This window comes from Flavobacterium sp. KH_001 (genome assembly GCF_057840745.1).
This window is the reverse complement of sequence record NZ_CM174520.1, coordinates 4264026-4288131: the sequence shown is the minus strand read 5'-3', so window position 1 is coordinate 4288131 and position 24106 is coordinate 4264026. Positions and strand designations below refer to the sequence as shown.

The window sequence follows — 24106 nt, the reverse complement described above, 5'->3', positions numbered from 1 at the left end:
TGTTATGACTTTGTTATAACATTTAATTAATAAAACAGCTTACTATGAAATTTAAATATATATGGTTTTTTATAGCCCTTATGTGCACAGCTGCATCATTTGGACAAATAAAAGTAACAGGTAGCGTTAAGGACAAGGGCGCCGTACCAATTCCGGGAGTGAATATAGTTGTAAAAGGAACAGCTACTACTGCGGCAACAGATTTTGATGGAAAATTCACCATTACTGTTCCTAATAAAAATGCTCAAATCGAATTCTCATTTGTTGGTTTTTCCAACAAAACAGTTCTGGTTGGCGATAAAACATCTTTTGATGTGGTATTGGAAGAATCAAGCCAGGCACTAGATGAAATTGTTGTTGTAGGTTATGCCGCTGTAAAAAAGAGCGATGTAACAAGTTCGATTTCTTCTATTAAAGGAAAAGAACTTCAAACAATGACTGTTGGTAACGTTGCAGAATCTTTACAAGGAAAAGTTTCCGGAGTTCAGGTTACAGGACAAGGAGGTCCGGGTGCACAGCCAAGAGTATTGATTCGTGGTATTTCTACAGTAAATTTAAGTACAGATCCGCTTTATGTGGTAGATGGTATTCCGATGGGAACAAGCATCAATTTCTTAAGTAATAATGAAATTGAATCTATGGAGGTTTTAAAAGATGCTTCTGCAAGTGCAATTTACGGTTCTCGTGCATCAAACGGAGTTATCCTGATTACAACTAAAAAAGGTAAAGTTGGTAAAACAAGATTCAACTTTGATACAAGCTCAGGAATGCAAATCATGAACAACCCTTATAATATGGCTAATGCCGAAGGTTATGCAACGATTATGAATAAAGCATACAACAATTCGGGATACGCAGATTATTTGCCAAATCCTTCTCAATACAGAGGAAAAACAACAGATTGGTGGAAAGCCGGAATTAGAGGCGGAGCACCTGTAGTCAATGCTTCTTTGGGAGTTAGCGGTGGTTCTGAGAAGCATACTTATGCAATTAGCATGAACTATTATGATGCAGAGTCTATTTATGAAGTAGGAGGTTGGGAGAGAATTACTTTGAGAATTGCAAATGATTTCAAATTCTCAGATAAATTTTCTGCTGGAATCACTTTAAATCCACGTTATGAAACTTATGGTCAGCCTGGAAACTGGGCAGATTTTGATAAAATTGATCCAATTACGCCAATTTACAAACCAGCAGACCAATTAACGGGAGATGAAAACGAATACAGTATTTATGCACGTTCACCTTCGTATGTATGGAATCCGGTTGCAGCTGTAAAGAGATATGATGATTTTACGGATCAGTATAACTTAAATACAAATGGTTATTTGCAATACGCGCCAATCAAAGGTTTAGTAATTCGTACACAGGCTTCTATAGAAGTGGGTGACAAAGTAAGAAGCAGGTTCAGACCCGATTTCATCATTGATGCAGCACACGAAAAAGAAGAGATCAATAAAGTCGAAAGATGGGCTACAACAAATGTAGACTGGACATGGCAAAATACAGTTACCTATTCCAGAACGTTTGCAGAAAAACACAATGCGTCCTTAATGGTTGGTAATACAATGGAGGAATACAATGGTAGTGATGTCTGGGGTTATGGAGAGGGAGTGCCTAATAACTCTGATTTAATGAGAGAGGTAAATGCTTCTACCAAAAACCGCGATAGTGGTGGTAACAGCTGGTCAAGTTCATTGATGTCTTACATTTCTCGTTTTTCTTATAACTACGACAGTAAATATTACTTCACAGGAACGTTCAGACGTGATGGTTCTTCTAAATTTATGACGAATAACAAATGGGCAAATTTCCCCTCAGCTTCTGTTTCATGGAGAATTCTGAATGAAGGATTTATGGAATCTACAAAAGATGTTTTAAGTGATCTTAGATTTAGAGCAGGTTGGGGTAAAGTAGGTAACCAGGGTTTACCAACAGCAGTTTATCAGTCCAACATCGGGCAAGGATTTTATCCTATCGGAGATGTTGTTGCAGATACTTCATTTCCTTCTTCTATGGCAAATAAAGATATCAAATGGGAAACTGTTGAAGATATGAGTTTTGGAATTGATTTCGGACTGTGGAAAAACAAGCTTTCAGGATCATTAGAATATTATCAAAAGAAAACACATGATATGTTATTTCTGAAGCAATTTCCAGCTTACAGCGGATTTCCAAGTAACGCAACAATCTGGACAAACGTAGGTTCTATGCAATCCAGTGGTATCGATTTATTGATTTCTTATAAAGATAAAAAAGGTGATTTCACTTATGGTGCAGATGTAACTTTTACAACAGTAGATGTTGAGATGTTGTCATTATCTTCTAATGATGAAAAATTGTACGGCTCTGCAAACAGAACTTTGACTGTTAAAGGTGAGGAGCCAGGATATTTCTACGGATATGTAGCCGATGGTTTATTCCAAAATCAAACAGAATTAAATTCTCATACAGATGAACACGGAACAAAATTACAGCCTTATGCAAAAGAAGGAGACGTACGTTTTAAAGATGTAAATGGTGACGGAAAATTAGATGATAAAGACCGTACAAAAATTGGTTCTCCCTGGGCGGATTACAATATCGGATTGAATTTGAATTTTGCTTATAAACAATTTGATTTGGTAGCTAATTTTTATTCTAGTATTGGAAATGATATCGTAAATACAAACATTTCAGATTTATACAATGGTGCAAGTTTAACCAACAAAGTAGAGGGATTAGATCAAATGGCATGGCACGGAGAAGGAACTTCGAATTCTGTTCCTCGTTTGTCTAAAGATGACAACAATGAGAACTACACTAAATTCTCTTCTTTATACGTAGAAGATGGTTCTTATGTACGTATGAAAAACTTACAATTAGGATTTTCATTCTATAATAAATTCGGATTAGATAAACTTAGAATTTCTTTATCAGGGCAGAATTTATGGACATGGACGAAGTACACAGGAGTTGATCCGGAAGTTGCAGGCGGTGATCCTAATCAGGGTGACGCAGTAAAAGGATCAGGATTTGGAGGGTGGAATTACCCTGTACAGCCAACAATTTTGATGGGTCTTAATGTAGCATTTTAATAAAAAACGAACATGAAAAAAATAATTTTATCAATAATAGCTTTAGCTGCAGTTGCAGTTTCCTGCTCTGATTTTATTGAAAAAGACGAAAGAGGAAAACAAACCCTGGAGAACTATTTTCAAACAGCACAGGAATGCGAGAATTATGCAAACGAATTAACACGCAGGTTGCTAATCACTAATGATTGGTGGGTATTGGTTGCGCCAAGAGTTACTAACGAGATGTCTACTGATGATGCCTGGATGGGTAACACTGGTCAGGACAATAGCGCACACAGACCAAGCTCACAATATATTATTTCGCCGGATAATATGGGGGATATGAATAGTAGTTATACAGCGCACTTCTATACCATTCAATCGGCAAATATTGGTTTGGAGAAAATGGCTTTGGCTCCAATTTCTGATTCGCAAAAGAATCAATATATGGGAGAATCGTTATTTGTTCGCGCCTATTGCTATTATGAATTAGTCAATCTTTTTGGAGGTGTTCCATTATACACAACAGTATTAGGAACAAATGATTTGAAATTAGAGCGTAGTTCTGCTGCAGATGTTTATGCGCAGATCGAAGCTGATCTTAAAGAATCTGCTGCAAAATTGGAAACTATTCCGGTGAACAGAAGTGGAAGAATAAACAAATGGGCTGCTTATGCTTTATTGGCTCGTGTTTCGTTATTTCAGGAAAAATGGGCAGAGGCGAAACAATATTCAAACAAAGTAATTACGGAAGGTCCTTATTCATTAGAAACTGATTTTCTAAATATTTGGAATGTAAATAATCACAATGGTGTTGAATCAATTTTAGAAGCACAATCTTCTGATGTACAAAACAAAAGTTTAGGTTCTGCATTACCAACATTGGCAGGAGCGAGAGGTGAAGACAAAAAATATTTCCCAAGTAATGATGCTCAGGATGTTTTGGACGGTTGGGGATGGTGTATGCCAACCAGCGATTTAGAGAATGCTTATCTTTCTGAAAATGATGTTATCCGTCGTAGAAGTACCATTACAAAATGGGGAGAAGCAGCTTACGGAGATGAGGTTTTAAATCCGACACATAAATTCAGTCTTAATGATAATAAATCAGGACGTATCTGCCGTAAATATTATATTCCGATCGCAACACGTCGTGCTTTAGATAATAAAGACGGACACTTGCCATTAAATGTTCCATTGATTCGTCTTGCTGAAATGTATTTGACAAGAGCTGAGGCAAGCTTCCATACAACCGGAGATGCTTTAGGAGATATTAACATCATTAGAGCGCGCGTAAAATTAGAGCCAAAAACAGGTCTGGCTGGACCAAATTTATTGAAACAAATATACAAAGAGCGTCGTTTAGAGTTGGCTTTTGAAGGATTACGTTTGTATGATATTCGTCGTGAAAAAGATCCAACTACAGGAAAAAGAGTTATCGAAACTTTGATGGGACCAAACGGAACTTTCGTTCAATACAACTTAAATTCAACAGACCCTTACGAAACTACAAACTTGAGAGAACCTCAGGATAAAGGAATCAACTTTAATCCGGCTAAAAATTTATTATGGCCAATTCCTCAAATGGAAATTGATTTAAGTGGAGGATTAATCAAACAAAATCCTGGATACTAATGAAAATTATAAATAACAAAAAAGTAAGTCTGCTATGTGCAGGCTTGCTTTTCGCTAATGCTTTATTCGTTAGTTGCGACTCTGAAAAATCAGATGATTCAGGTGCTGAAAATGCAATTGCTGAATTAAGTGTAAATCTGGATATGAACCTTCAGACAATGGAAAGTTTTGGCGCTTCTGATGCCTGGCAATGTAATTTCATTGGGAAAAATTGGCCTTCTGATAAAAGAAACAAAATGGCAGATTTGCTTTTCAGTAGAGAATTAGATGCTAACGGAAATCCAAAAGGAATCGGATTATCATTATGGCGTTTTAATCTGGGAGCAGGAAGCACAGAACAAGGCGATGCCAGTGATATTGGTGACGAATGGAGACGTACCGAATGTTTTACAACAAACGGAGTTGCTTATGACATGAACAAACAAGCCGGACAGGTTTGGTTTATGAAAGCGGCAAAAGAACGTGGTGTCGAAAAATTATTAGCTTTTACCAATAGTGCACCAGTTTACCTGACTCAAAATGGAAAAGCGCATGCCAGCATCAAAGAATTTTATAATTTGAAAGAAGGAAAAATGCCAGAGTTGGCTGATTTTTGGGCTACTTCTTTAGATAAATTAAAAACGGAACACGGTTTAACAATCGATTATGTAAGTCCGTTTAACGAGCCGCAATACGAGTGGGACGGTTCAGGACAAGAAGGTTCGCCAGCAACCAATACAAATATTTACAGTTTTGTAAATGTACTGTCTCCAAAATTACAATCTAAAGGACTTACGGCTCAAATTGTTGTTGGAGAAGCAGGAGCTTATGAAGCCTTATACAAAACAGTTTCAGGAAAAGAAAGCAGATCTAATCAGATTGATTATTTCTTTGGCGTAAACTCTACTAAAAAAATTACAGGATTATCTAATGTAAAGAAAACCATTTCAGGACACAGTTACTGGCAGGCATGGCCTTTGAGCGAACTGGTTTCATCAAGACAACAGGCCGCTTCAAGAATTCAGTCAACTGGCGGAGTTAGTTTATGGTCTTCAGAATATTGTGTTTTAGAAAACCCGGGAACATCAGAATTGCCAGGAGGCGGAGGTGCAGGAAGAGATTTAGGAATGTCATTGGCACTTTGGACTGCCCGTATTATCAGCACCGATATTGCGGTTGGCGGCGTTACGTCATGGCAGTGGTGGACAGCGATCAGCCGCGGTGATTATAAAGATGGATTAATTCACGTTGATGATAATGCAAGCAATGGGGCGGGAGATTCAAACTATTGCAAAAATGACGGATACATTAGAGATTCAAAAACACTGTGGGCCTTAGGAAACTTCTCCTTCTTCGTAAAACCGGGAATGGTAAGAGTTCAAATTCCAAGTGTGGATAATGCCACTTCCGTGAATGGTGTAATGGTAACGGCATACAAAGACGCAGCAACAAAGAAATTAGTTGTTGTAGCAGTTAACATTGGTAAATCGGCGAAAGCCTACAAATTAAATCTTGCAGGAGGAGCTTTGGCAGATAATAAATTTACGCCTTATACGACTTCTGAAACTTTAAGTTTGAAAAAAGGTGTAGCTGTTGATGCTTCTAATTTTGTGATTCCAGCGAAGTCGATTGTAACTTATGTGGGAACATATAAATAGGAAGGTGCAGAGGTACAGAGGTTCAAAGTTGCAAAGGTTTTTAACTTGATTATGCAAACCTCTGTCAAAGGCGAACAACGACAGTTCGTGAATAAAAATTATATAGCATAAGAAAATGAGAAAAATATATATCTCGCTTTTATTGGTTACCAGTTCGTTGTCTTTTGGACAACGAACGGCAACCATAAGCACTGATAATGTTGTACAAACCATGGATGGTTTTGGAGGCTCTGATGCCTGGAGATGCCAATTTGTGGGGAAATGGCCAGAACAGAAAAAAAATGCCATTGCCGACTTACTTTTTAGTAAAGAAATCGATGCGCAGGGAAATCCAAAAGGAATTGGTCTTTCGATCTGGAGATTTAATTTGGGTGCAGGAAGCACAGAACAAGGAGAAAAAAGTAAAGTTTCAGACGAATGGAGAAGAAGTGAATCTTTTTTGCAGGCTGATGGATCTTATGATTTCTCAAAACAGGAAGGCCAGAGATGGTTTTTGCAGGCCGCTAAAAAACGAGGCGTTGAAAAATTCCTGATCTTCACCAACAGTCCACCAGTTTATATGACCAACAACGGATTATCTTTTGCCTCTCAAAAGAATAAACTGAATCTAAAAGATGGTGCAATTCCAAAATTTGCCGATTTCTTAGTTCAAAGTATTCAAGGGTTGGAGAAAAAAGAAGGGATAAAATTCGACTATGTTAGTCCGATAAACGAGCCGCAATGGGAGTGGATGCCCAAACATGGCGACACCAACAGTCAGGAAGGAACTCCAGCAACCAATCAGGAAATTTATGATTTGACCAAATCACTTTCAGATAAATTAAAAGCTCAAAAAATGAGTACAGAGATTGTAATTGCCGAAGCTGCACAAATCAATTATTTATATGAAAATGTAAATGGTGAAAACCGCGACAATCAGATTGACTATTTCTTCGGAAAAACAAAAACAAACATAACTAAACTTCCAAATGTTAAAAATGTCATTTTAGGACACAGTTATTTTACAACCTGGCCAATTGACAAACAAGTTTTAAGCCGAAAATTGATCGCTGCAAATGTGAAACAAAATCCGGGTTTGAAATATTGGCAGTCTGAATACTGTATTTTAGAAAATCCGGGTGAAGCCGAAATTCCGGGTGGTTCAGGAGGCGGAAGAGATCTAGGAATGCAGACCGCGTTATTCGTGGCGCGTTTGATTCACAATGATATTGCTGTTGCCAATGCCGCTTCATGGCAGTGGTGGACTTCTATAACCCGTGTTGATTATAAAGACGGATTGATTTATCTGGATGACGGAAAAAGTAACGGAGGAACAGCACCGGATTACGTGAGAAACGATGGTGAATTTCATGATTCAAAATTGCTTTGGGCCTTAGGAAATTATTCTTTGTTTGTGCGTCCGGGAATGCTGAGAATTGATGTTCCAAATCAAAACGAAGTCGATGCTGCAAATGATGTTATGTTGACCGCTTACAAAGATACAGCAAACAAAAAACTGATTGTCGTAGCAGTAAACTGTGGTAAATCATCTCAAAAATACAAGTTTGATTTGTCAAAAGGAACAGTGAAAAATAATGAAGTTACGCCTTATGTAACTTCTGAAAACTCCAATTTAAAAAGAGCCAATACGCAGAAAACTGATGATCTGGAAATCCCTGCAAAATCAGTCGTAACGTTTGTAGGGGAATTAGAATATTAAGGAAGTCTCAGGTTTAAAGTTACCGCAAAGAACCTGAAACTTGAAACAAAGAAAACTAAAAAACAACAATTAAAAACTAAAGAATAGTGTTTACAAAAAAGAGCTTATTACCTGTTTTACTCTTTTCGTGCGTCTCGGCGTTCAGCCAGATATCGTTTGGAGATTCGAATAAAATTAATGACAACTGGAAGTTTAATCTTCAGGATATTTCAGATGCAAAAAATACCACTTTTGACGACAGCAAATGGCAGTCTGTAAATGTACCTCATGACTGGAGTGTAAAAGGGCAGTTAAGTCCAACGCTGGCAAGCTGTACAGGTTATTTGCCTGGTGGAATTGCCTGGTACAGAAAATCAATCAATATCCCGCAAAGCAAAGCGGGAGAAAAAGTTTATTTATATTTTGAAGGTGTTTACAACAGAAGTGAAGTTTTCATCAACGGACATTCTTTAGGGAAACGTCCAAACGGATATATTTCGTTTGCATATGATGCAACTCAGTTTGTGAAATACGGCGGAGAGAATACGATTTCAGTTCGCGTAGATCACAGTCAAAGTGCCGACTCAAGATGGTATACCGGTTCAGGAATTTATAGAAATGTGTGGGTAGTTTACGCAAATCCTGTTCATATTGCACAATGGGGTGTTTATGCGTATCCTGAAGTGAAAAAAGGAACCGGAACGTTGAATGTTGAGGTAGATGTTGAGAATGGATCTTCTGCAAAATCAATTTTAACTGTAGTAAACGAATTGATTTCAAAAGACGGAAAATCAGTAGCTAAAGCAACAGCGAAAATTGATGTTGCAGCAAATAAAAGCGGAAAAGTTTCGGCTAAAATGAATGTGAAAAATCCACAACTATGGGATTTACAAAACCCGAATTTATATCAGCTTAAAACAACAGTTTTTAAAGACGGAAAACAGATCGATCAAACCGTTACAAAAACAGGTTTTAGAACTTTTACTTTCGATTCAAATAATGGTTTTGCATTAAATGGAACATGGATGAAAATGAAAGGTGTTTGTTTGCATCATGATGCAGGAGTTTTAGGTTCTGCAGTGCCTCGCGAAGTTTGGGAAACCAGATTAAAAACATTAAAAGAAATTGGTGTAAATGCTATCCGTACAAGTCACAATCCACAAGCTCCGGTTTTTTATGAATTGTGTGATGAATTAGGGATTTTAGTATTGAATGAAGCTTATGACGAATGGGAATTCCCAAAACGTAAATGGTTAGAAGGATGGAATTACGGAACTCCGGGATTTGAAGGTTCGTTTGATATTTTTGCAGACTATGCAGAAAAAGATTTAGAAGATTTTGTACGTCGTGACAGAAACCACCTTTCCGTTTTCGCATGGAGTATTGGTAACGAGGTAGACTATCCAAATGATCCTTACTCTCATCCTGTTTTAGACAAAGGAAAAGATGGTTTTGGGCAAGCTGCTTACGGAGGTTATAAAAAAGATGCTCCAGATGCAATGCGTCTTGGCGTAATTGCAAAACGTTTGGTTGCAGCGGTAAAAAAATACGACAAATCCCGTCCGACAACTGCAGGTTTAGCAGGTGTTGCAATGTCTAATGAAACAGAATATCCGGGATCTTTAGACATTACAGGATACAATTATACAGAAAGCAAATACAAATCAGATCACGAAAAATATCCAAACAGAGTGATCTACGGAAGTGAAAACGTTCACGATATGGAACCTTGGCTTGCCGTAAAAAACAACAAGCATATTTTTGGACAATTCCTTTGGACCGGTATTGATTATTTAGGAGAATCAGGAAGATGGCCTTCAAGAGGTTTTTACTCTGGTTTAGTTGATTTTGCGGGAGTGATCAAGCCAAGAGGGTATTTCCGTCAGTCATTATGGTCTGATAAACCAATGGCGTATATAGGAACTTATCCATTGAAAGATACTAAAGACGTCTCTAAAGATGCATGGGCAATTTGGAATTACGCTCAAGGTGAAAAGATTCGCGTTGTGTGTTATACAAATGCTGCAAAAGCACGTTTAGAATTAAACGGAAAAGTGGTTGGTGAAGCAAAAGCTTACGACGAAAAAACAGGAATTATTTATTGGGATATTCCATTTGCTGCTGGAAAATTAGAGGCAGTTGGTTTAAACAGAGAAGATAAGGAAGTAAGCCGATATGCTATCACTTCAACTCAACAGCCAGTTGAATTAACGATTGCAGATACCAATATCACAATTGCAAAAGAGAAAGGCGTTGCAAAAATAATGGTTCAGGTTAAAGATCAAAATGGTCTTCCTGTAATGCTTTCTGATAACGAAGTTACGTGTACTATCAGTGGTCCCGGAACTTTATTAGGACTTGAAGCGGGAAACAACAGCGACATGACAGATTATACTGATAATATTCAGCGAGTATTCCACGGACATATCGCAGCCTATGTACAGGCAACCGGAGAATCATCTCAGCCTATTAAAGTTACATTTACAAGTCAATGGTTAAAACCAGTTGAAGTTACCGTGAACGTAAAATAAATTAGTTAGTTTTTTTAAATTATCAATTAACCTGTCAGCGTTTTGGTTAGCCGACAGGTTAATTGTATGTAATGACGAAAAGTTTATTATATTTGAAGTGTAGTATTAACACTTATTAAAATAAAAATGAAAATAAAAAATATAGTTCCGTTGATTTTGGCAGTAACTTTTGTTGCAGTTTCTTCTCAGGCACAGACAAAATCATTCAAAAAAGAAGAGTTCAAACAATGGGCACAAACACCACCGATGGGTTGGAATAGTTGGGATTGCTACGGACCAACAGTAGAAGAACACGAAGTAAAAGCCAATGCCGATTATATGGCAAAAAACCTGAAGAAATTCGGTTGGGAATATATTGTTGTCGACATCAGATGGTTTGTCGAAAATGACAAGGCAGGAGGATACAATCAGACAGATCCACGGTATGTAATCGATCAATATGGAAGATATTTGCCAGCCGTAAATCGTTTTCCGTCAGCAAAAGACGGACAAGGATTCAAACCTTTAGCAGATTATGTTCATAAGAAAGGATTGAAATTCGGAATCCATATTATGCGCGGAATTCCGAAAAAAGCAGTCGAAGACAAAATGCCAATTAAAGGAGCGAACGGAATCACAGCTGATCAAATTTATACTACAGCTTTACAATGCGAGTGGTTAAAAGATAATTATACCATTTTAGCAGACAAGCCCGGAGCACAGGAATATTATGATTCTATATTCGAGCTTTATGCAAGTTGGGGAGTTGACTTTATCAAAATAGATGATTTGTCAAGACCGTATCACGAAGGTGAAATCAACTTAATTAGAAACGCGATCGACAAATGCGGACGCAAAATTGTATTAAGTACTTCACCGGGAGAAACGCCAATTACGGCAGCACCACACGTAAAAGAACACGCTAATATGTGGCGTATGGTTGATGATGTTTGGGATACCTGGCCTCATATTACGCATTTGATGAAAGTAAGTGAACAATGGTATCCACATATTGCTCCAGGAACATGGCCAGACTGCGATATGATTCCATTAGGGCGCATTTCGGTTAGGGGAGAACGCGGTGAAGACCGAATGACACGCTTGACAAAAGACGAGCAGTATACTTTAATTACTTTCTTTAATATTTTTAAATCACCGCTATTTTTTGGTGGAGATTTACCAAGTAACGATGCTTTTACCTTATCCTTATTGACTAATAAAGAGGTTGTTAAAATGCACAATGAAAGCACTGATGTGAAACAGCTTTTTCAGAAAGATGGAAAAATTGCCGTGACTTCAAAGAATCCTAAAGATGGAAGTGTTTATCTGGCGTTGATTAATATTTCAGATACCGCTTCAGAAACTATTTCGGTTAATCTTTCTGATTTGGGAGTTTCAGGAAATACAGCTGTTCTAAATATGTGGACGGGTGAGAAATCAAAAGTTTCTTCTACAGCAATTTCCGCAGAATTAAAACCTCATAGCTCCGTTCTGTATCAATTAAAAGGGAAAAAATAATGAAGAAAATGCGTTTTAGCTTTGTTTTATTTTTAAGCATCTTTACTTTTTTACAAGCTCAAAATAGCAAGGAAAAGGGAATTCCGCCTGTAATTGCAGAGAAGGATTTAACGGCTTATTTGTTTGTGTACTTCACTGGAAATTCGGTTGAAGAAGAAGCGGTCAGATATGCTATTAGTGCTGATGGTTATCATTATTACCATTTAAATAATAATAAACCAGTTATTGACAGTAAAGTAATCAGTTCAACTGGTGGTGTTCGTGATCCGCATATTTTGCGTGGTGATGATGGTAAAACTTTTTATATGGTTTTGACGGATATGACATCTTCAAAAGGCTGGGACAGTAATCGTGCGATGGTTTTGCTAAAAAGTACTGATTTAGTGAATTGGAAAAGTAGCATTGTAAATATTCAAACGACTTTTCCTGGAAACGAAAACTTAAAAAGAGTTTGGGCACCGCAGACTATTTACGATGCAAAAGCAGCAAAGTATTTGATATACTTTAGTTTGCAATACGCAGGTGGTCCTGATAAAATTTATTACGCATATGCCAATAAAGATTTTACAGGTTTAGAAAGCGCTCCGAAATTATTGTTTGTTCCAAAATCAGAGAGAGCTTGCATTGACGGCGACATTATTGAAAAAGACGGCGTTTATCATCTTTTTTATAAAACAGAAACAGAAAAAGCGGGAATAAAAGTAGCCACAACAACCGATTTGACTTCTGGAAAATGGACGGAAAATGATAACTATCTGCAACAGACAAAAGATGGTGTAGAAGGCTCAAGCGTTTTTAAATTGAATAATTCCGATGATTATATCTTAATGTATGATGTCTATACAAAAGGAAGATATCAGTTTACAAAAAGTAAAGATTTAGAAAATTTCACGGTTATAGACAATGATATTTCAATGGATTTTAATCCGCGTCATGGAACTATTTTACCTATCACACGATCTGAGTTGAAAAGAGTAACAGCAAAATGGGGAATGCCGGAGCAATTTCCAAAAATAAATAATAACCCGGTTTTAGAAGGGTATTACGCAGATCCTGAAATCTTATATTCCAATAAAACCAAAAGATATTACATCTATCCAACAAGCGATGGTTTTGATGGCTGGTCAGGAAATTATTTCAAGACTTTTTCTTCAGATAATCTGACAGATTGGAAAGACGAAGGAATTATAGTTGATCTTCGAAAAGATGTAAGCTGGGCCAACAGAAATGCTTGGGCGCCTTGTATCGTGGAGAAAAAAATCAAAGGAAAATACAAGTATTTTTATTATTTCACGGCCGCTCAAAAAATTGGTGTAGCCTCATCAGATAATCCAAACGGACCTTTCACGGATAGTGGAAAAGCGTTGGTTAGCACAAGACCGGAAGGTGTAAAAGATGGTCAGGAAATTGATCCGGATATTTTTACAGATCCAAAAACAGGAAAAAGCTATTTGTATTGGGGGAATGGTTATATGGCTGTAGCCGAATTAAATGACGACATGATTTCGATAAAAGAAGGAAGTACCAAAATAATTCAGGTGGATGCTACTTTTAGAGAAGGGACTTATGTTATTCACAGAAAAGGAATCTATTACTTTTTATGGAGTGAAGACGACACCAGAAGTCCAAATTATAAAGTAAGATATGGAACATCAAAATCGCCTTTGGGGCCAATTGAAATTCCAAAAAACAATATTGTAATTCAGGGAATTACGGATCAGGGAATTTATGCTACGGGGCATAATTCGGTTTTACAAATTCCGAATAAGGATGAATGGTATATTACTTACCATCGTTTCTCTTATCCAACCGGAATAAAAATGGGTGATGCAGGTGGTTTTCACCGTGAAGTCTGTATCGATAAACTAGAGTTTAATGCCGATGGAAGTATCAAACAGGTAACTCCAACACATACTGGGATTAATGCAATAAAATAATTTAGAAGTTTAGTTTTTAAAAAGCCGTTTCTGTATAGAGAAACGGCTTTTTCTTTTTTAAAACCTTACTGACTATCAAATGCTTTCCACATCATTAATGACAGGGTTATTAATGGATTGTTTTCTCTTTTCAGTTGATGAGTTTGCCTTAATATGTTAAGAAAATTTATACTGATAATTTGATAATTATTTATTGAGCGTAAAAGAGTGTGTTTTTTTAAGTATTAAGTCTTTTTAATCTTAAAAAAATATCAAATTACCATTATGACCTCCATTTTTTTCCAATTTGCCCCTGCTGTAACATGTAGGATAAGTATTACTTTGTATTGTTCTCACTAATAATGCAGTATTATTTTTATAATCATAAAATGGTTATTTAGGATAGGATAAGATTCCTTTTTAGCCAAAAATGTTAAGCAAAACATGGTAAGTAACTTTAAAACTTGTTGTGTTTAGTGGCTGAGCATTAGTAAACTGCCTTACTTGATTACAATTACAATATTTTACTAACTAAAACCACACAAACCATGAACAGACCTTACGATTAATTTGTAAAATGCATTTCATATAATTGGGGTTTACTGCTAATTTTTGAACAGGAACTTTCAGATTAAAAGGAGCCTCGTTATTTTAATGCGTTTCCGGGCAGTATGCAACTATAGCATAAATAGTCCGAAGAGATTCTAAAACATTAATTTAATACTTAAACAATTTATATCAATGAAAAAAAGATATTTGCTTATGTTAAGCATACTTGTGTGTGCATGTTCAAAAGATGAAGTTATTGAAGTTAATCAAACAAGTTCGGCAGAAAAAGAAGCCGTAATTGAAAATACGGTAAAAAATAATAATACAACCGCTAAAGTAGGAGCGGCGTCGATTGCCGGGCTGAATTGGGCAGACGGTCGGGATAATTTTGTAGATGGCTGGGTTATCCCTTCTGGTTTAGAAGCAGCTGACAGTTATACTACTGTTGTGGCAAAAACAGATGCAATATTAAATGGTTTTACAAGTAAAATAAGTGGGGTTAATACGATACGTATTCCAATTAATCCTCCCTCTGTTTCTGAGAGTTGGTGGGCTAGTTATCAAGGTGTGATAGATAAAGCAACCAGCAAAGGATGGAAAGTAATTATCGCTTGTTGGGAGTCTTCATCATCAAAAGACGGTATGATTGACAATACAACAGCTTTTTGGAGCATGTGGACTACAGTTGTCAATAAGTACCAAGGTAATGCTAATGTATATTTTGAACCGTTCAATGAGCCTCATGGATATACTTTAGCGCAGTTAACGACTATTTATGCTCAGTTTCTTTCTACTTATCCAAATGTTCCCAGAGGGCGAATAATCTTGGGTGGAACAGGATATTCTGAAAATGTTACAGGAGTTGGAGCAGATAGCCGCTTTAGTAGCTGTCTGTTAGGATTGCATAATTATGCTTTTTGGGCTACCAGATCAGTTACGCAGTGGAGAGCGGATTGGCGCAGCAGGGTAGGTAGTTATGCCAGCCGTACTGTAATTACTGAATTTGGTGCCGGAATGAACTCAGGTAAAGATTATCAAAACGGAAACCAGACAGATAATGAAATTGCTTATATAGTAGCAACAAGTGATGTATGCAGAACTGATAAAATCGCCAGTGTTTATTGGCCTGGTTTAAGAGATGGAGATTCTTATAGTTTATTTACAAGAGGTGGAAGCGGAACCAATATTACAATTAATACAGTTAATAATTCTGGGGTATTCCGTGTAAGATATGGGTGGGGTGAAAATTAATTAAAAGTAAAATAATTTTTCAATTTAGTTTTTGGAAAAAACAAAAGGCCGTTTCGATTTAAGAAACGGCCTTTATTTTATATGATAAAATGGTTTTTACGCCGTCTGATCGTCTGTAGTTGCAGCAGGAGCATTTGTTTTTACAGATGCTATTCCGTTATCTCTGGCAGATGTACTTTCATACATTTCGCTTGAACCAATAATTTGGCCATTACTGGCTTTTAAATTGAAATATGGTTTTCCGTTGCTTGATTCTTTTTTGTCAAATTTGCTGTCGTCTTGCGAATTGGTTTTTACTGATTCAATTCCGTTAAGACAGGCCGCTTTTGTAGTATAGCCTTCGCTAGTTAAAATTGTTTGTCCATTTCCTGCTTTTAAATTGAATTGGAATTCGCCGTTGGCTCTTTTAGTAATTACAAATTTTCCCATATTATTTATTTTTAAGTTAGGTATTAAATAAACTTTGCTTTAATAAAAATACAAAACTTGATGATATAAATTATTCTTTCAGGAAAATAAAATTGAATATTAGAACATTACACAACATAGAAACTTCAGAAAGCACAGTTCAATTAATTTTTTTTTGAGTTAATACTTTTGATCATTTAAATCTTCATCAAAAAAATAATTCTCTACTTTTGTTAGTAAGCGTTACTACTATGAAGGAAATTAATGAAATTTTAAAAGCTTATTCAGAAGCAAAGAAAGCCGGAAAAAAGACTGCTTTGGCAACTGTCGTAAAAGTTGAAGGTTCGTCTTATCGTCAGCCTGGTGCACGTATGTTGGTTACTGAAGATGGGAATCTGACGGGCGCCATAAGTGGTGGCTGTTTAGAAGGCGATGCTTTAAGAAAGGCCCTGCTATCCATTCATCAGCAACAGAATAAATTAATTACCTACAATACCAGTAATGAAAATGATAGTGAAGTTGGGTTGCAATTAGGCTGCAACGGAATCGTTCATATTCTTTTTGAATATATAAATGATGAGGTTATAAATAATCCGATTCAGCTTTTACAGCAACTGGAAAAAGAGCGGAAAACCGCAATAATTGAAACTATTTTTTCTCTTAAACGAAATGCACCACAAATAGGCACCGTTTTATTTTACAGGCAGGATTCGGATATTTTGCATAATAATGATATCGCCATAAATAGTATTCCGGACGTAAAAAAAGCACTTGAAAGTAAAACGACCATCATAAAGAAACTACAGGACGATAATGAAAATGAAGCTCTGATTGAATGTATCGAACCAGTCGTTTCTCTTGTAGTTGCCGGAGCAGGAAATGATGTTCAGCCACTGGTAAATATGGCCTCTTTATTAGGTTGGGAAGTTACTGTTGGAGATGGAAGGGCAACCCACGCGACAACAAAACGTTTTCCTGAGGCCACACAGGCATTTGTTGTGAAGTCAGAAGAATTTCTTGAAAATATTGAAATCGATGACCAGACTTATTTTGTTTTAATGACGCATGATTACAAATATGATTTAGCGGTATTAAAATTACTTTTAAAAAGAGATTGCAAATACATTGGCATTCTGGGGCCGAAATCAAAATTAAACCGAATGCTCGATGATTTAGCTTCAGATGGAATAATTTTAACTGAAGAACAATTGAGTCGTATTTATGGCCCAATCGGACTTGATATTGGAGCAGAAACTTCTGAAGAAATTGCGTTATCCATTATAGCAGAAATCAAAGCGGTTATGAGTAGAAAAACAGGAACTTCTCTCAAGTATAAAACGCACAAAATACACGATTCAAAAATAGTAATCTAAAACAAAGGTGATGACGGGCATTGTAATTTTAGCAGCGGGAAATTCTTCCAGATTGGGACAGCCAAAACAGCTATTGGGATACAAAGATTCTACTTTATTAAAAAACACGATTGCAGAAGCTTTTTTAGTACCAGATATTGCCATCATAGTAGTTACCGGCGCAAATAATCAATTGATTGAGGAAGAACTGGATCCTTCGAGAATAAAAATATGTTTTAATAGCGATTGGGAAACGGGAATGTCATCTTCAATAGTAAACGGTCTCAATACATTATTGCAATTGTATCCGGATTGTCAAAATTGCATTTTTGCCGTTTGCGATCAACCCTACGTTTCCAGTTTGGTTTTTGAGAATTTAATTCAGGAACATTCCAAAACCGGAAAAGGAATTGTGGCTTCGTCTTATGCCGAAACTTTAGGAACACCTGTTTTGTTTAATAAAAAATACTTTACTGAATTAGCAGCTTTGCAAGGACAGGAGGGAGCTAAAAAGATCATTAATCGATTTTCAGAGGATACAGTTTCAATTCCTTTTGAAAAAGGTAATATCGATATTGATACGGAAGACGATTACAATAAACTTATTTCTGAATTGTAGGGTTTTGCCACAAGGCACTAAGACACAAATTTTTTATTAATAGTAATTTGTAGAAAAGCTTTGAGTCTTAAAATCAGTTGATCAGAGTGAGAAAAATCTTCGTGTCTTAGTGCCTTCGTGGCATGGCATAGATTGGCATTATCGAAGCTGAGCGATCAAAGCCGTTACTCTTTCAATTGTCTCTTCAATTTCTTCTGCAGTTGTAAATCGGCCTAAACTAAAACGTATCGAACTCAAAGCAGCTTCATCAGATAAACCTAAAGCTTTCAATACATGCGAAGGTTGAGAAGTTACAGACGAACAGGATGATCCATTGGAAACAGAAATGTTTTGCAACGCCAGAATAAGTTTTTCAGAATTTACTCCAGGAAAACAAATGTTAGTAGTATTACAAATTCGGTTTTGCGTATTTCCGTTTACGAATGAGCCATCAATCTTTAACAGACCATTTTCTAGCTGATCTCTCAATAGTATAATTCTATTGTAGTCCTTATCTATTTCTAAAACAGCTATTTCTAATGCTTTACCTAAACCAATAATTCCGGAAACATTCAATGTTCCACTGCGTAATTTTCTTTGTTGGTTTCCACCGTTTAGTAATGGGGTTAGTTTTATTTTGGCTTCCGCCGAAATGTATAAGGCACCAACACCTTTTGGTCCATAAAATTTATGTGCAGAAAGTGCCAGAAGATCAATTCCGAGTTTTTTTACATCAATAGAAATCTTCCCGATTGCCTGAGTTGCATCACATAAAAAGAGCGCGTTTTTTGCATGTGCAAGGTCTGCTATCTTTGCAATATCCTGAATGACACCTGTTTCGTTGTTGGTAAGCATTGTTATAACAATCAGTGTTTTAGTTGTTATTACCTCATTTAAAAGATTAATATCTAAAAGCCCGTCTGAAGCAACTGGTAAGTAGGTAACTTCAAAGCCAATGCTTTCCATATAACGGCAAGTTTCCAAAACAGCTTTGTGTTCTGTTGCAACCGTTACAATATGTTTTTTAGTTTCATTTACCAATCCCTTAATCGCTAAATTAATCGCTTCGGTTGCCCCTGAGGTAAAGATGATTTCTTCTTCTTTGGCTCCGATCAAATTAGCGGTTTGCCAGGCGGCATTTTCAATAGCTTCCTGAATTTCTAATCCGGCTAAATGATTGCTGCTTGCATTGGCATATAAATCAGTAAAATAAGGGAGCATCGCATGGAGGACTCGCTCGTCCACACGAGTTGTAGCATTATTATCTAAATAGATAGTGGGCAAATGAGGCATAATAAGTTCTTAGTGATGTAAAAATACAATTTTGTAATTTAAATAATTCTCTTATTTAGTACTTAAATAAATTACGGGTTTGTGTAAATTTTATAAGTATTTATAGCATAGGATTGTTAAATTTGTTAGGAATAACATTTTTGATTTTTTCTAACTTAAAAATACCAGGTATGGCTGCCAAAAAATCAACCAAAGACAAATTGATAGAAGATGAATCGAATGCATCTCGTCGGGACTTTCTAAAAAAGTCGGGATTGTTTACTGCTCTTGCTTTGGCACCACCTTCATTGGTGATGGCCTCTGAAAATAAATGGGATGAAAAAATTGCCGGATACCTTGAAACGGTTCCGCTTTCTATAGAAGTAAACGGAGTAAAACAAAATCTGAATGTGGAACCTCGTACCACTTTACTGGATTTACTGCGCGAACAATTACACTTAACCGGAACTAAAAAAGGTTGTGATCACGGACAATGCGGTGCGTGTACGGTGCACGTTAATGGCACAAGAATTCTATCTTGTTTGTCATTAGCCTCTATGCAACAAAATGCGCAGGTAACTACAATCGAAGGACTTTCAAAAGGAAAGAAACTACACCCAATGCAGGAAGCCTTTATTAAAAATGATGGTTTTCAATGCGGCTATTGTACGCCTGGACAAATCATGTCGGGAATTGCCTGTATCAAAGAAGGCCACGCGAACAGCAGAGAAGAAATTAGAGAATACATGAGCGGTAATATTTGCCGTTGTGGTGCGTATCACAATATTGTCGATGCCATTACCGAAGTTAAGGAAGGAGGGATGCTATCATGAAGAATTTCCAAATCATAAGAGCATTATCATCAAAATCGGCTGTTACAAGCATCGGTAAAGAATCTTCTGCAATGTTTATTGCGGGCGGGACCAATCTTGTCGATTTAATGAAGAAAGATGTGGTTGCTCCGGACAAATTGGTCGACATTACCGCATTAGATTTAAAAAAGATAGAATTCCTTACCGGAAAAACTTCAATTGGTGCGTTGGCAAAAAACAGCCAGGTTGCCGAAGATAAAGCCATAATAGAAAAACACCCTTTGCTGGCAATGGCTTTAGCGGCCGGAGCGTCTCAACAAATTAGGCATATGGCAACAGTTGGAGGAAATATGCTGCAGCGTACGCGTTGTTCTTATTTTTATAATACGGATATGCCCTGCAATAAAAGAGTTCCAAAAAGCGGCTGTGGTGCCATTGGCGGTTCCAACAGAATGCATGCGATTTTTGGTGCATCCGATAGTTGTATCGCCGTTCATCCGAGTGATATGTGTGTGGCACTGGCTGCACTTGATGCAACAGTTCAGGTTGAAGGACCAAAAGGGAAAAGAGAAATTAAATTTACTGATTTTCATCGCCTTCCAGGAAATACACCAGAAAAAGATAACACCCTTCAAAATAAGGAATTGATTACTTCAGTTGAAATTCCGAACAACAACTTTACTAAAAATGTACATTATCTAAAAGTTCGTGATAGAAGCAGTTATGCCTTTGCATTAATTTCTGTTGCGGCTGCTTTAGATATTCAAAACAATACGATTACCGACGTACGTTTAGCAATGGGGGGTGTGGCACATAAACCATGGCGACTTACTGAAGCTGAAGAATTTCTTAAAGGAAAAACGGTTTCTGAAATCATTTTCAGACAAGCGGCAGATTTGGCCATGAAAGGAGCGAGAGGTTACGGAGATAATGATTTTAAATTAACTCTCGGACCAAACGCAATTGTAGAAGCATTAACTATAGCATCATCTAAATAATTTGAATTATGAGCAAGACAAGTAATATAAATAGAGTTGATGGATTTGCTAAAGTAACGGGTTCTGCAACTTATTCGGCCGAATATAAAACGGATGGTGTTGTATATGCCTGCCTGGTTGGAAGTACAATCGCAAAAGGACGAATCAAAAGTATAGACACTAAAAAAGCCGAATGGGCGCCGGGAGTTCTGGCGGTTATTTCGCATTTAAATGTGGATAAACCTTCCGGATATGCAAAAGCAAAAGATCCTCACAATTTTGGACAACCGCTTCAGGTATTCAAAGATGATACGGTTCTGTATTATGATCAGCCCATTGCGATGGTGGTGGCGGATACTTTTGAGCGTATGCAATATGCCGCGAGTTTAATTAAAGCGGAATACATCAAAGAAGAGCACATCACCGATCTTCAAAAAGCAAAAGACAAAGAGAAAAAAGTAGAGACCGATAAAGGCGATGATTATCACCGAGGTGTCCAGGACAATTATAAAAATGCCGCCGTTGTTTTAGAGGAAGAATATACAATTCCGACTGAAGTTCACAATCCGATGGAATTGGCTAATATTATTGCCAAATGGGATGGAAACAAACCAACTGTTTATACCAAAAGTCAGGGTGTTGAAGGAACTAGAAGAAGTATAGGCGGTGTATTTGGAATTCCGCCTGAAGATGTTTCGGTAAATTCAGAATATCTTGGAGGTGCTTTCGGAATGGGATTGCATACCTGGCCTTACGAGATTGCAGCGCTTATCGGAGCAAAAAAATTAAATCGTCCGGTTAAATTAGTGCTTCACAGAGAGCAAATGTTTACCAATGTTGGATTTAGACCTTATACCATCCAAAAAATGGGTTTAGGAGCCACAAAAGAAGGTAAATTGATTGGTCTGACGCATGAAGCTGTAGCCATGACTTCCAGCTATGAAGATTTTATGGAAGGAACGGTAAACATGTCCCGATTTATTTACAATTGTGATAATGTTTCAACGAGATATCGCATTGTAAAATTAGATACTTGTACACCAATTTGGATGCGTGGTCCCGGCGAAGCGACAGGTTCTTTTGCTTTAGAAAGTGCGATGGACGAATTGGCCCATAAACTAGATATGGATCCAATTGAATTCCGTAAAATAAATTATGCCGAAAAAGATCTAGAACAAAATAAACCTTGGAGCAGCAAATATCTTTTAGATTGTTACGAAGGCGGAATGGAACGCATTGGCTGGAAAAACCGTAAGAACAAACCAGGCTCTGTAAAAGAAGGCGAGTGGTTAGTTGGTTACGGAATGGGAACCGGAACTTTCGGCTGTTATAGAAGTCCAACTTCTGTAAAAGCTAAATTCTTACCCGATGGAAATTTAGTATTACAATGCAGTGTAAACGATATGGGCCCAGGAACTGCAACTATGATGACCGCGATTGGAGCTGAAATTACTGGTTTACCAAGTGAAAATGTAATCATCGAAATGGGAAAGAGCGGACTTCCAAAAGGCCCAACTCAGGGAGGATCAGCAACTACTTCGTCAGTAGGATCTGCGGTTCATGATGCCTGTAATTTATTAGTGAGTAAAATTTTAGGTTTGGCTGTTGAAACTTCCACCTTTAAAGGAACGGCGATTACTGATTTGGCTTTCGCCAATGGCGTAATAACATCTAAAAAAGACAATTCAAAATCAGTTTCTTTAGCCTCGTTATTATCAGCCAATAAGCTGGAAAATTTTGAAGTTGAAAATGTATCAAAAGCGACAGAAGAAGCAAAAAAATATTCCATTTATTCGTTTTCGGTACATTTTGTAAAAGTACTCGTAAATCCGAATTTAGGAAAAATAAGATTAGCGCACGTAGTTTCTTGTGCTGATATTGGAACCGTAATCAACCAGAAAACTTCTGCCGGACAAATGTACGGTGGAGCAGTTGGCGGAATCGGAATGGGGTTGATGGAAGCATTAGAAATTGATCATCGTTTTGGTCGACCTATCAATAATAATTTCGCGGATTACCATGTTCCGGTAAATGCTGATATTGAAAAACAAGAAGTTTTCTTCGTCAATAAAAAAGATCCAATCAGTAATCCGATGGGAACAAAAGGTCTTGGAGAAACGGCTTTAGTCGGGATGGCGCCTGCAATTGCAAATGCTGTTTTTAATGCGACAGGAAAACGTGTGCGGGATTTGCCGATTACATTGGATAAGATTTTGGAGCCTAGCGTAGCAAATGCATAATTGATGTAGATACTATCATAACAAAAAAAGAGACACACATGTGTCTCTTTTCTGTTATCTTATAACGATTTATTACTTAATCGTAATCGGTAATTCAACTGTTGTTTTATCCCAACCAATAACCAAATTAGTTACAGCTCCCTGAGTAGTAAAAGCAATCGATAAAGCTTCAACAGGAGTAGAAACTGGTTTTACAGGAACAGAAACTCTAACAAGATCTTTGCTTTCATCATAAGCATAACCACCCCACAAATCAAGTTCTTTATTGATGATGATAGTCCATTTGTCTTTTTCAGGAATAGCAAATAAACTGTAAGTTCCTGCTGGAACTGCTACACCGTTAATAGTTGCTGGTTTGTAGAATTTGATTTCTGTATTTTCATTTGCACCAACTCTCCAAACTTCTCCGTATTTAATTAAATCTCCAAAAATTACACGTCCTTTTACAGAAGGTCTTGCATAAGTAACTTTGATTGAAGGTGAAGGAGTATCTGTTTTTTTAAACTTCACAGCCTTATTTGGAAAATAAGCAATATCAACAGGACTCGCATCTAATGGAGCAAATTTTACTACGTCTTGAGCCTGAACTGTAACGGCAGTAAATAGAATAACTGCTAGTAAACATAATTTTTTCATAGGATTACAATTTTTAGAATTAATACAAAGTAAGTTAATAATGCAGAAAAATCATATAATT

The 24106-nt window shown here is 37.0% G+C and carries 16 protein-coding genes; 13 read left to right on the top strand and 3 right to left on the bottom strand.

Translation table 11 applies throughout. The features are described from left to right. Positions 1-44: 44 nt before the first annotated feature. The 8 genes from AC3ITQ_RS18355 (at position 45) to AC3ITQ_RS18320 (ending at position 15750) form a co-directional block, all read left to right on the top strand. On the top strand, positions 45-3077 hold the full coding sequence (locus AC3ITQ_RS18355) for a SusC/RagA family TonB-linked outer membrane protein (RefSeq protein ID WP_489235585.1): 3033 nt from the start codon (positions 45-47) through the stop codon (positions 3075-3077). A gap of 12 nt (positions 3078-3089) precedes the next feature. Beyond that, the gene (locus AC3ITQ_RS18350; protein WP_489235584.1) at positions 3090-4691 is read left to right on the top strand and encodes a RagB/SusD family nutrient uptake outer membrane protein; all 1602 of its coding nucleotides are present in this window, start codon (positions 3090-3092) and stop codon (positions 4689-4691) included. Continuing rightward, positions 4691-6328, top strand: coding sequence for a glycoside hydrolase (locus tag AC3ITQ_RS18345; protein WP_489235583.1), 1638 nt, complete (start codon positions 4691-4693; stop codon positions 6326-6328). The genes AC3ITQ_RS18350 and AC3ITQ_RS18345 overlap by 1 nt, the downstream gene beginning before the upstream one ends. 115 nt (positions 6329-6443) lie before the next feature. After that, positions 6444-8027, top strand: a complete 1584-nt coding sequence (locus AC3ITQ_RS18340; RefSeq protein ID WP_489235582.1) for a glycoside hydrolase — start codon at positions 6444-6446, stop codon at positions 8025-8027. 86 nt (positions 8028-8113) lie between these two features. Beyond that, entirely contained in the window at positions 8114-10537 is a 2424-nt protein-coding gene (locus AC3ITQ_RS18335; protein ID WP_489235581.1) for a glycoside hydrolase family 2 TIM barrel-domain containing protein, read from the top strand. A gap of 126 nt (positions 10538-10663) precedes the next feature. Then, the gene (locus AC3ITQ_RS18330) at positions 10664-12034 is read left to right on the top strand and encodes a glycoside hydrolase family 27 protein (RefSeq protein WP_489235580.1); all 1371 of its coding nucleotides are present in this window, start codon (positions 10664-10666) and stop codon (positions 12032-12034) included. After that, positions 12034-13971, top strand: coding sequence for a glycoside hydrolase family 43 protein (locus AC3ITQ_RS18325; RefSeq protein WP_489235579.1), 1938 nt, complete (start codon positions 12034-12036; stop codon positions 13969-13971). The genes AC3ITQ_RS18330 and AC3ITQ_RS18325 overlap by 1 nt, the downstream gene beginning before the upstream one ends. Before the next feature lie 741 nt (positions 13972-14712). After that, positions 14713-15750 carry a cellulase family glycosylhydrolase gene (locus tag AC3ITQ_RS18320; protein ID WP_489235578.1) on the top strand — a complete coding sequence of 346 codons (1038 nt, stop codon included), beginning with the start codon at positions 14713-14715 and terminating at the stop codon, positions 15748-15750. 96 nt (positions 15751-15846) lie between these two features. On the opposite strand, the gene AC3ITQ_RS18315 is transcribed toward AC3ITQ_RS18320, so the two are convergent. Further along, on the bottom strand, positions 15847-16179 hold the full coding sequence (locus AC3ITQ_RS18315) for a YegP family protein (RefSeq protein ID WP_489235577.1): 333 nt from the start codon (positions 16177-16179) through the stop codon (positions 15847-15849). A 230-nt stretch (positions 16180-16409) separates the two neighbouring features. Between AC3ITQ_RS18315 and AC3ITQ_RS18310 the strand changes: the two genes are divergently transcribed. Both AC3ITQ_RS18310 and AC3ITQ_RS18305 read left to right on the top strand, forming a co-directional pair. Next, positions 16410-17531 carry an XdhC family protein gene (locus AC3ITQ_RS18310; RefSeq protein WP_489235576.1) on the top strand — a complete coding sequence of 374 codons (1122 nt, stop codon included), beginning with the start codon at positions 16410-16412 and terminating at the stop codon, positions 17529-17531. Between the two features lie 10 nt (positions 17532-17541). Next, on the top strand, positions 17542-18129 hold the full coding sequence (locus tag AC3ITQ_RS18305) for a nucleotidyltransferase family protein (RefSeq protein ID WP_489235575.1): 588 nt from the start codon (positions 17542-17544) through the stop codon (positions 18127-18129). 138 nt (positions 18130-18267) lie between these two features. Here AC3ITQ_RS18305 and AC3ITQ_RS18300 read toward each other — a convergent pair whose 3' ends face one another. Then, the gene (locus AC3ITQ_RS18300) at positions 18268-19401 is read right to left on the bottom strand and encodes a cysteine desulfurase family protein (protein ID WP_489235574.1); all 1134 of its coding nucleotides are present in this window, start codon (positions 19399-19401) and stop codon (positions 18268-18270) included. A 170-nt stretch (positions 19402-19571) separates the two neighbouring features. On the opposite strand from AC3ITQ_RS18300, the gene AC3ITQ_RS18295 reads away from it, so the two are divergent. Genes AC3ITQ_RS18295 through AC3ITQ_RS18285 form a run of 3 tightly spaced genes read left to right on the top strand, consistent with a single transcriptional unit; the run spans position 19572 to position 23409 of the window. Further along, on the top strand, positions 19572-20213 hold the full coding sequence (locus tag AC3ITQ_RS18295) for a (2Fe-2S)-binding protein (RefSeq protein WP_489235573.1): 642 nt from the start codon (positions 19572-19574) through the stop codon (positions 20211-20213). Further along, a complete protein-coding gene (locus tag AC3ITQ_RS18290; protein WP_489235572.1) occupies positions 20210-21190 on the top strand; it encodes an FAD binding domain-containing protein in 981 nt (326 codons plus the stop codon). The genes AC3ITQ_RS18295 and AC3ITQ_RS18290 overlap by 4 nt, the downstream gene beginning before the upstream one ends. 8 nt (positions 21191-21198) lie before the next feature. Continuing rightward, positions 21199-23409, top strand: coding sequence for a xanthine dehydrogenase family protein molybdopterin-binding subunit (locus tag AC3ITQ_RS18285; protein WP_489235571.1), 2211 nt, complete (start codon positions 21199-21201; stop codon positions 23407-23409). Between the two features lie 72 nt (positions 23410-23481). Here AC3ITQ_RS18285 and AC3ITQ_RS18280 read toward each other — a convergent pair whose 3' ends face one another. Then, on the bottom strand, positions 23482-24045 hold the full coding sequence (locus tag AC3ITQ_RS18280; protein WP_489235570.1) for a DUF2911 domain-containing protein: 564 nt from the start codon (positions 24043-24045) through the stop codon (positions 23482-23484). Positions 24046-24106: the final 61 nt, after the last annotated feature.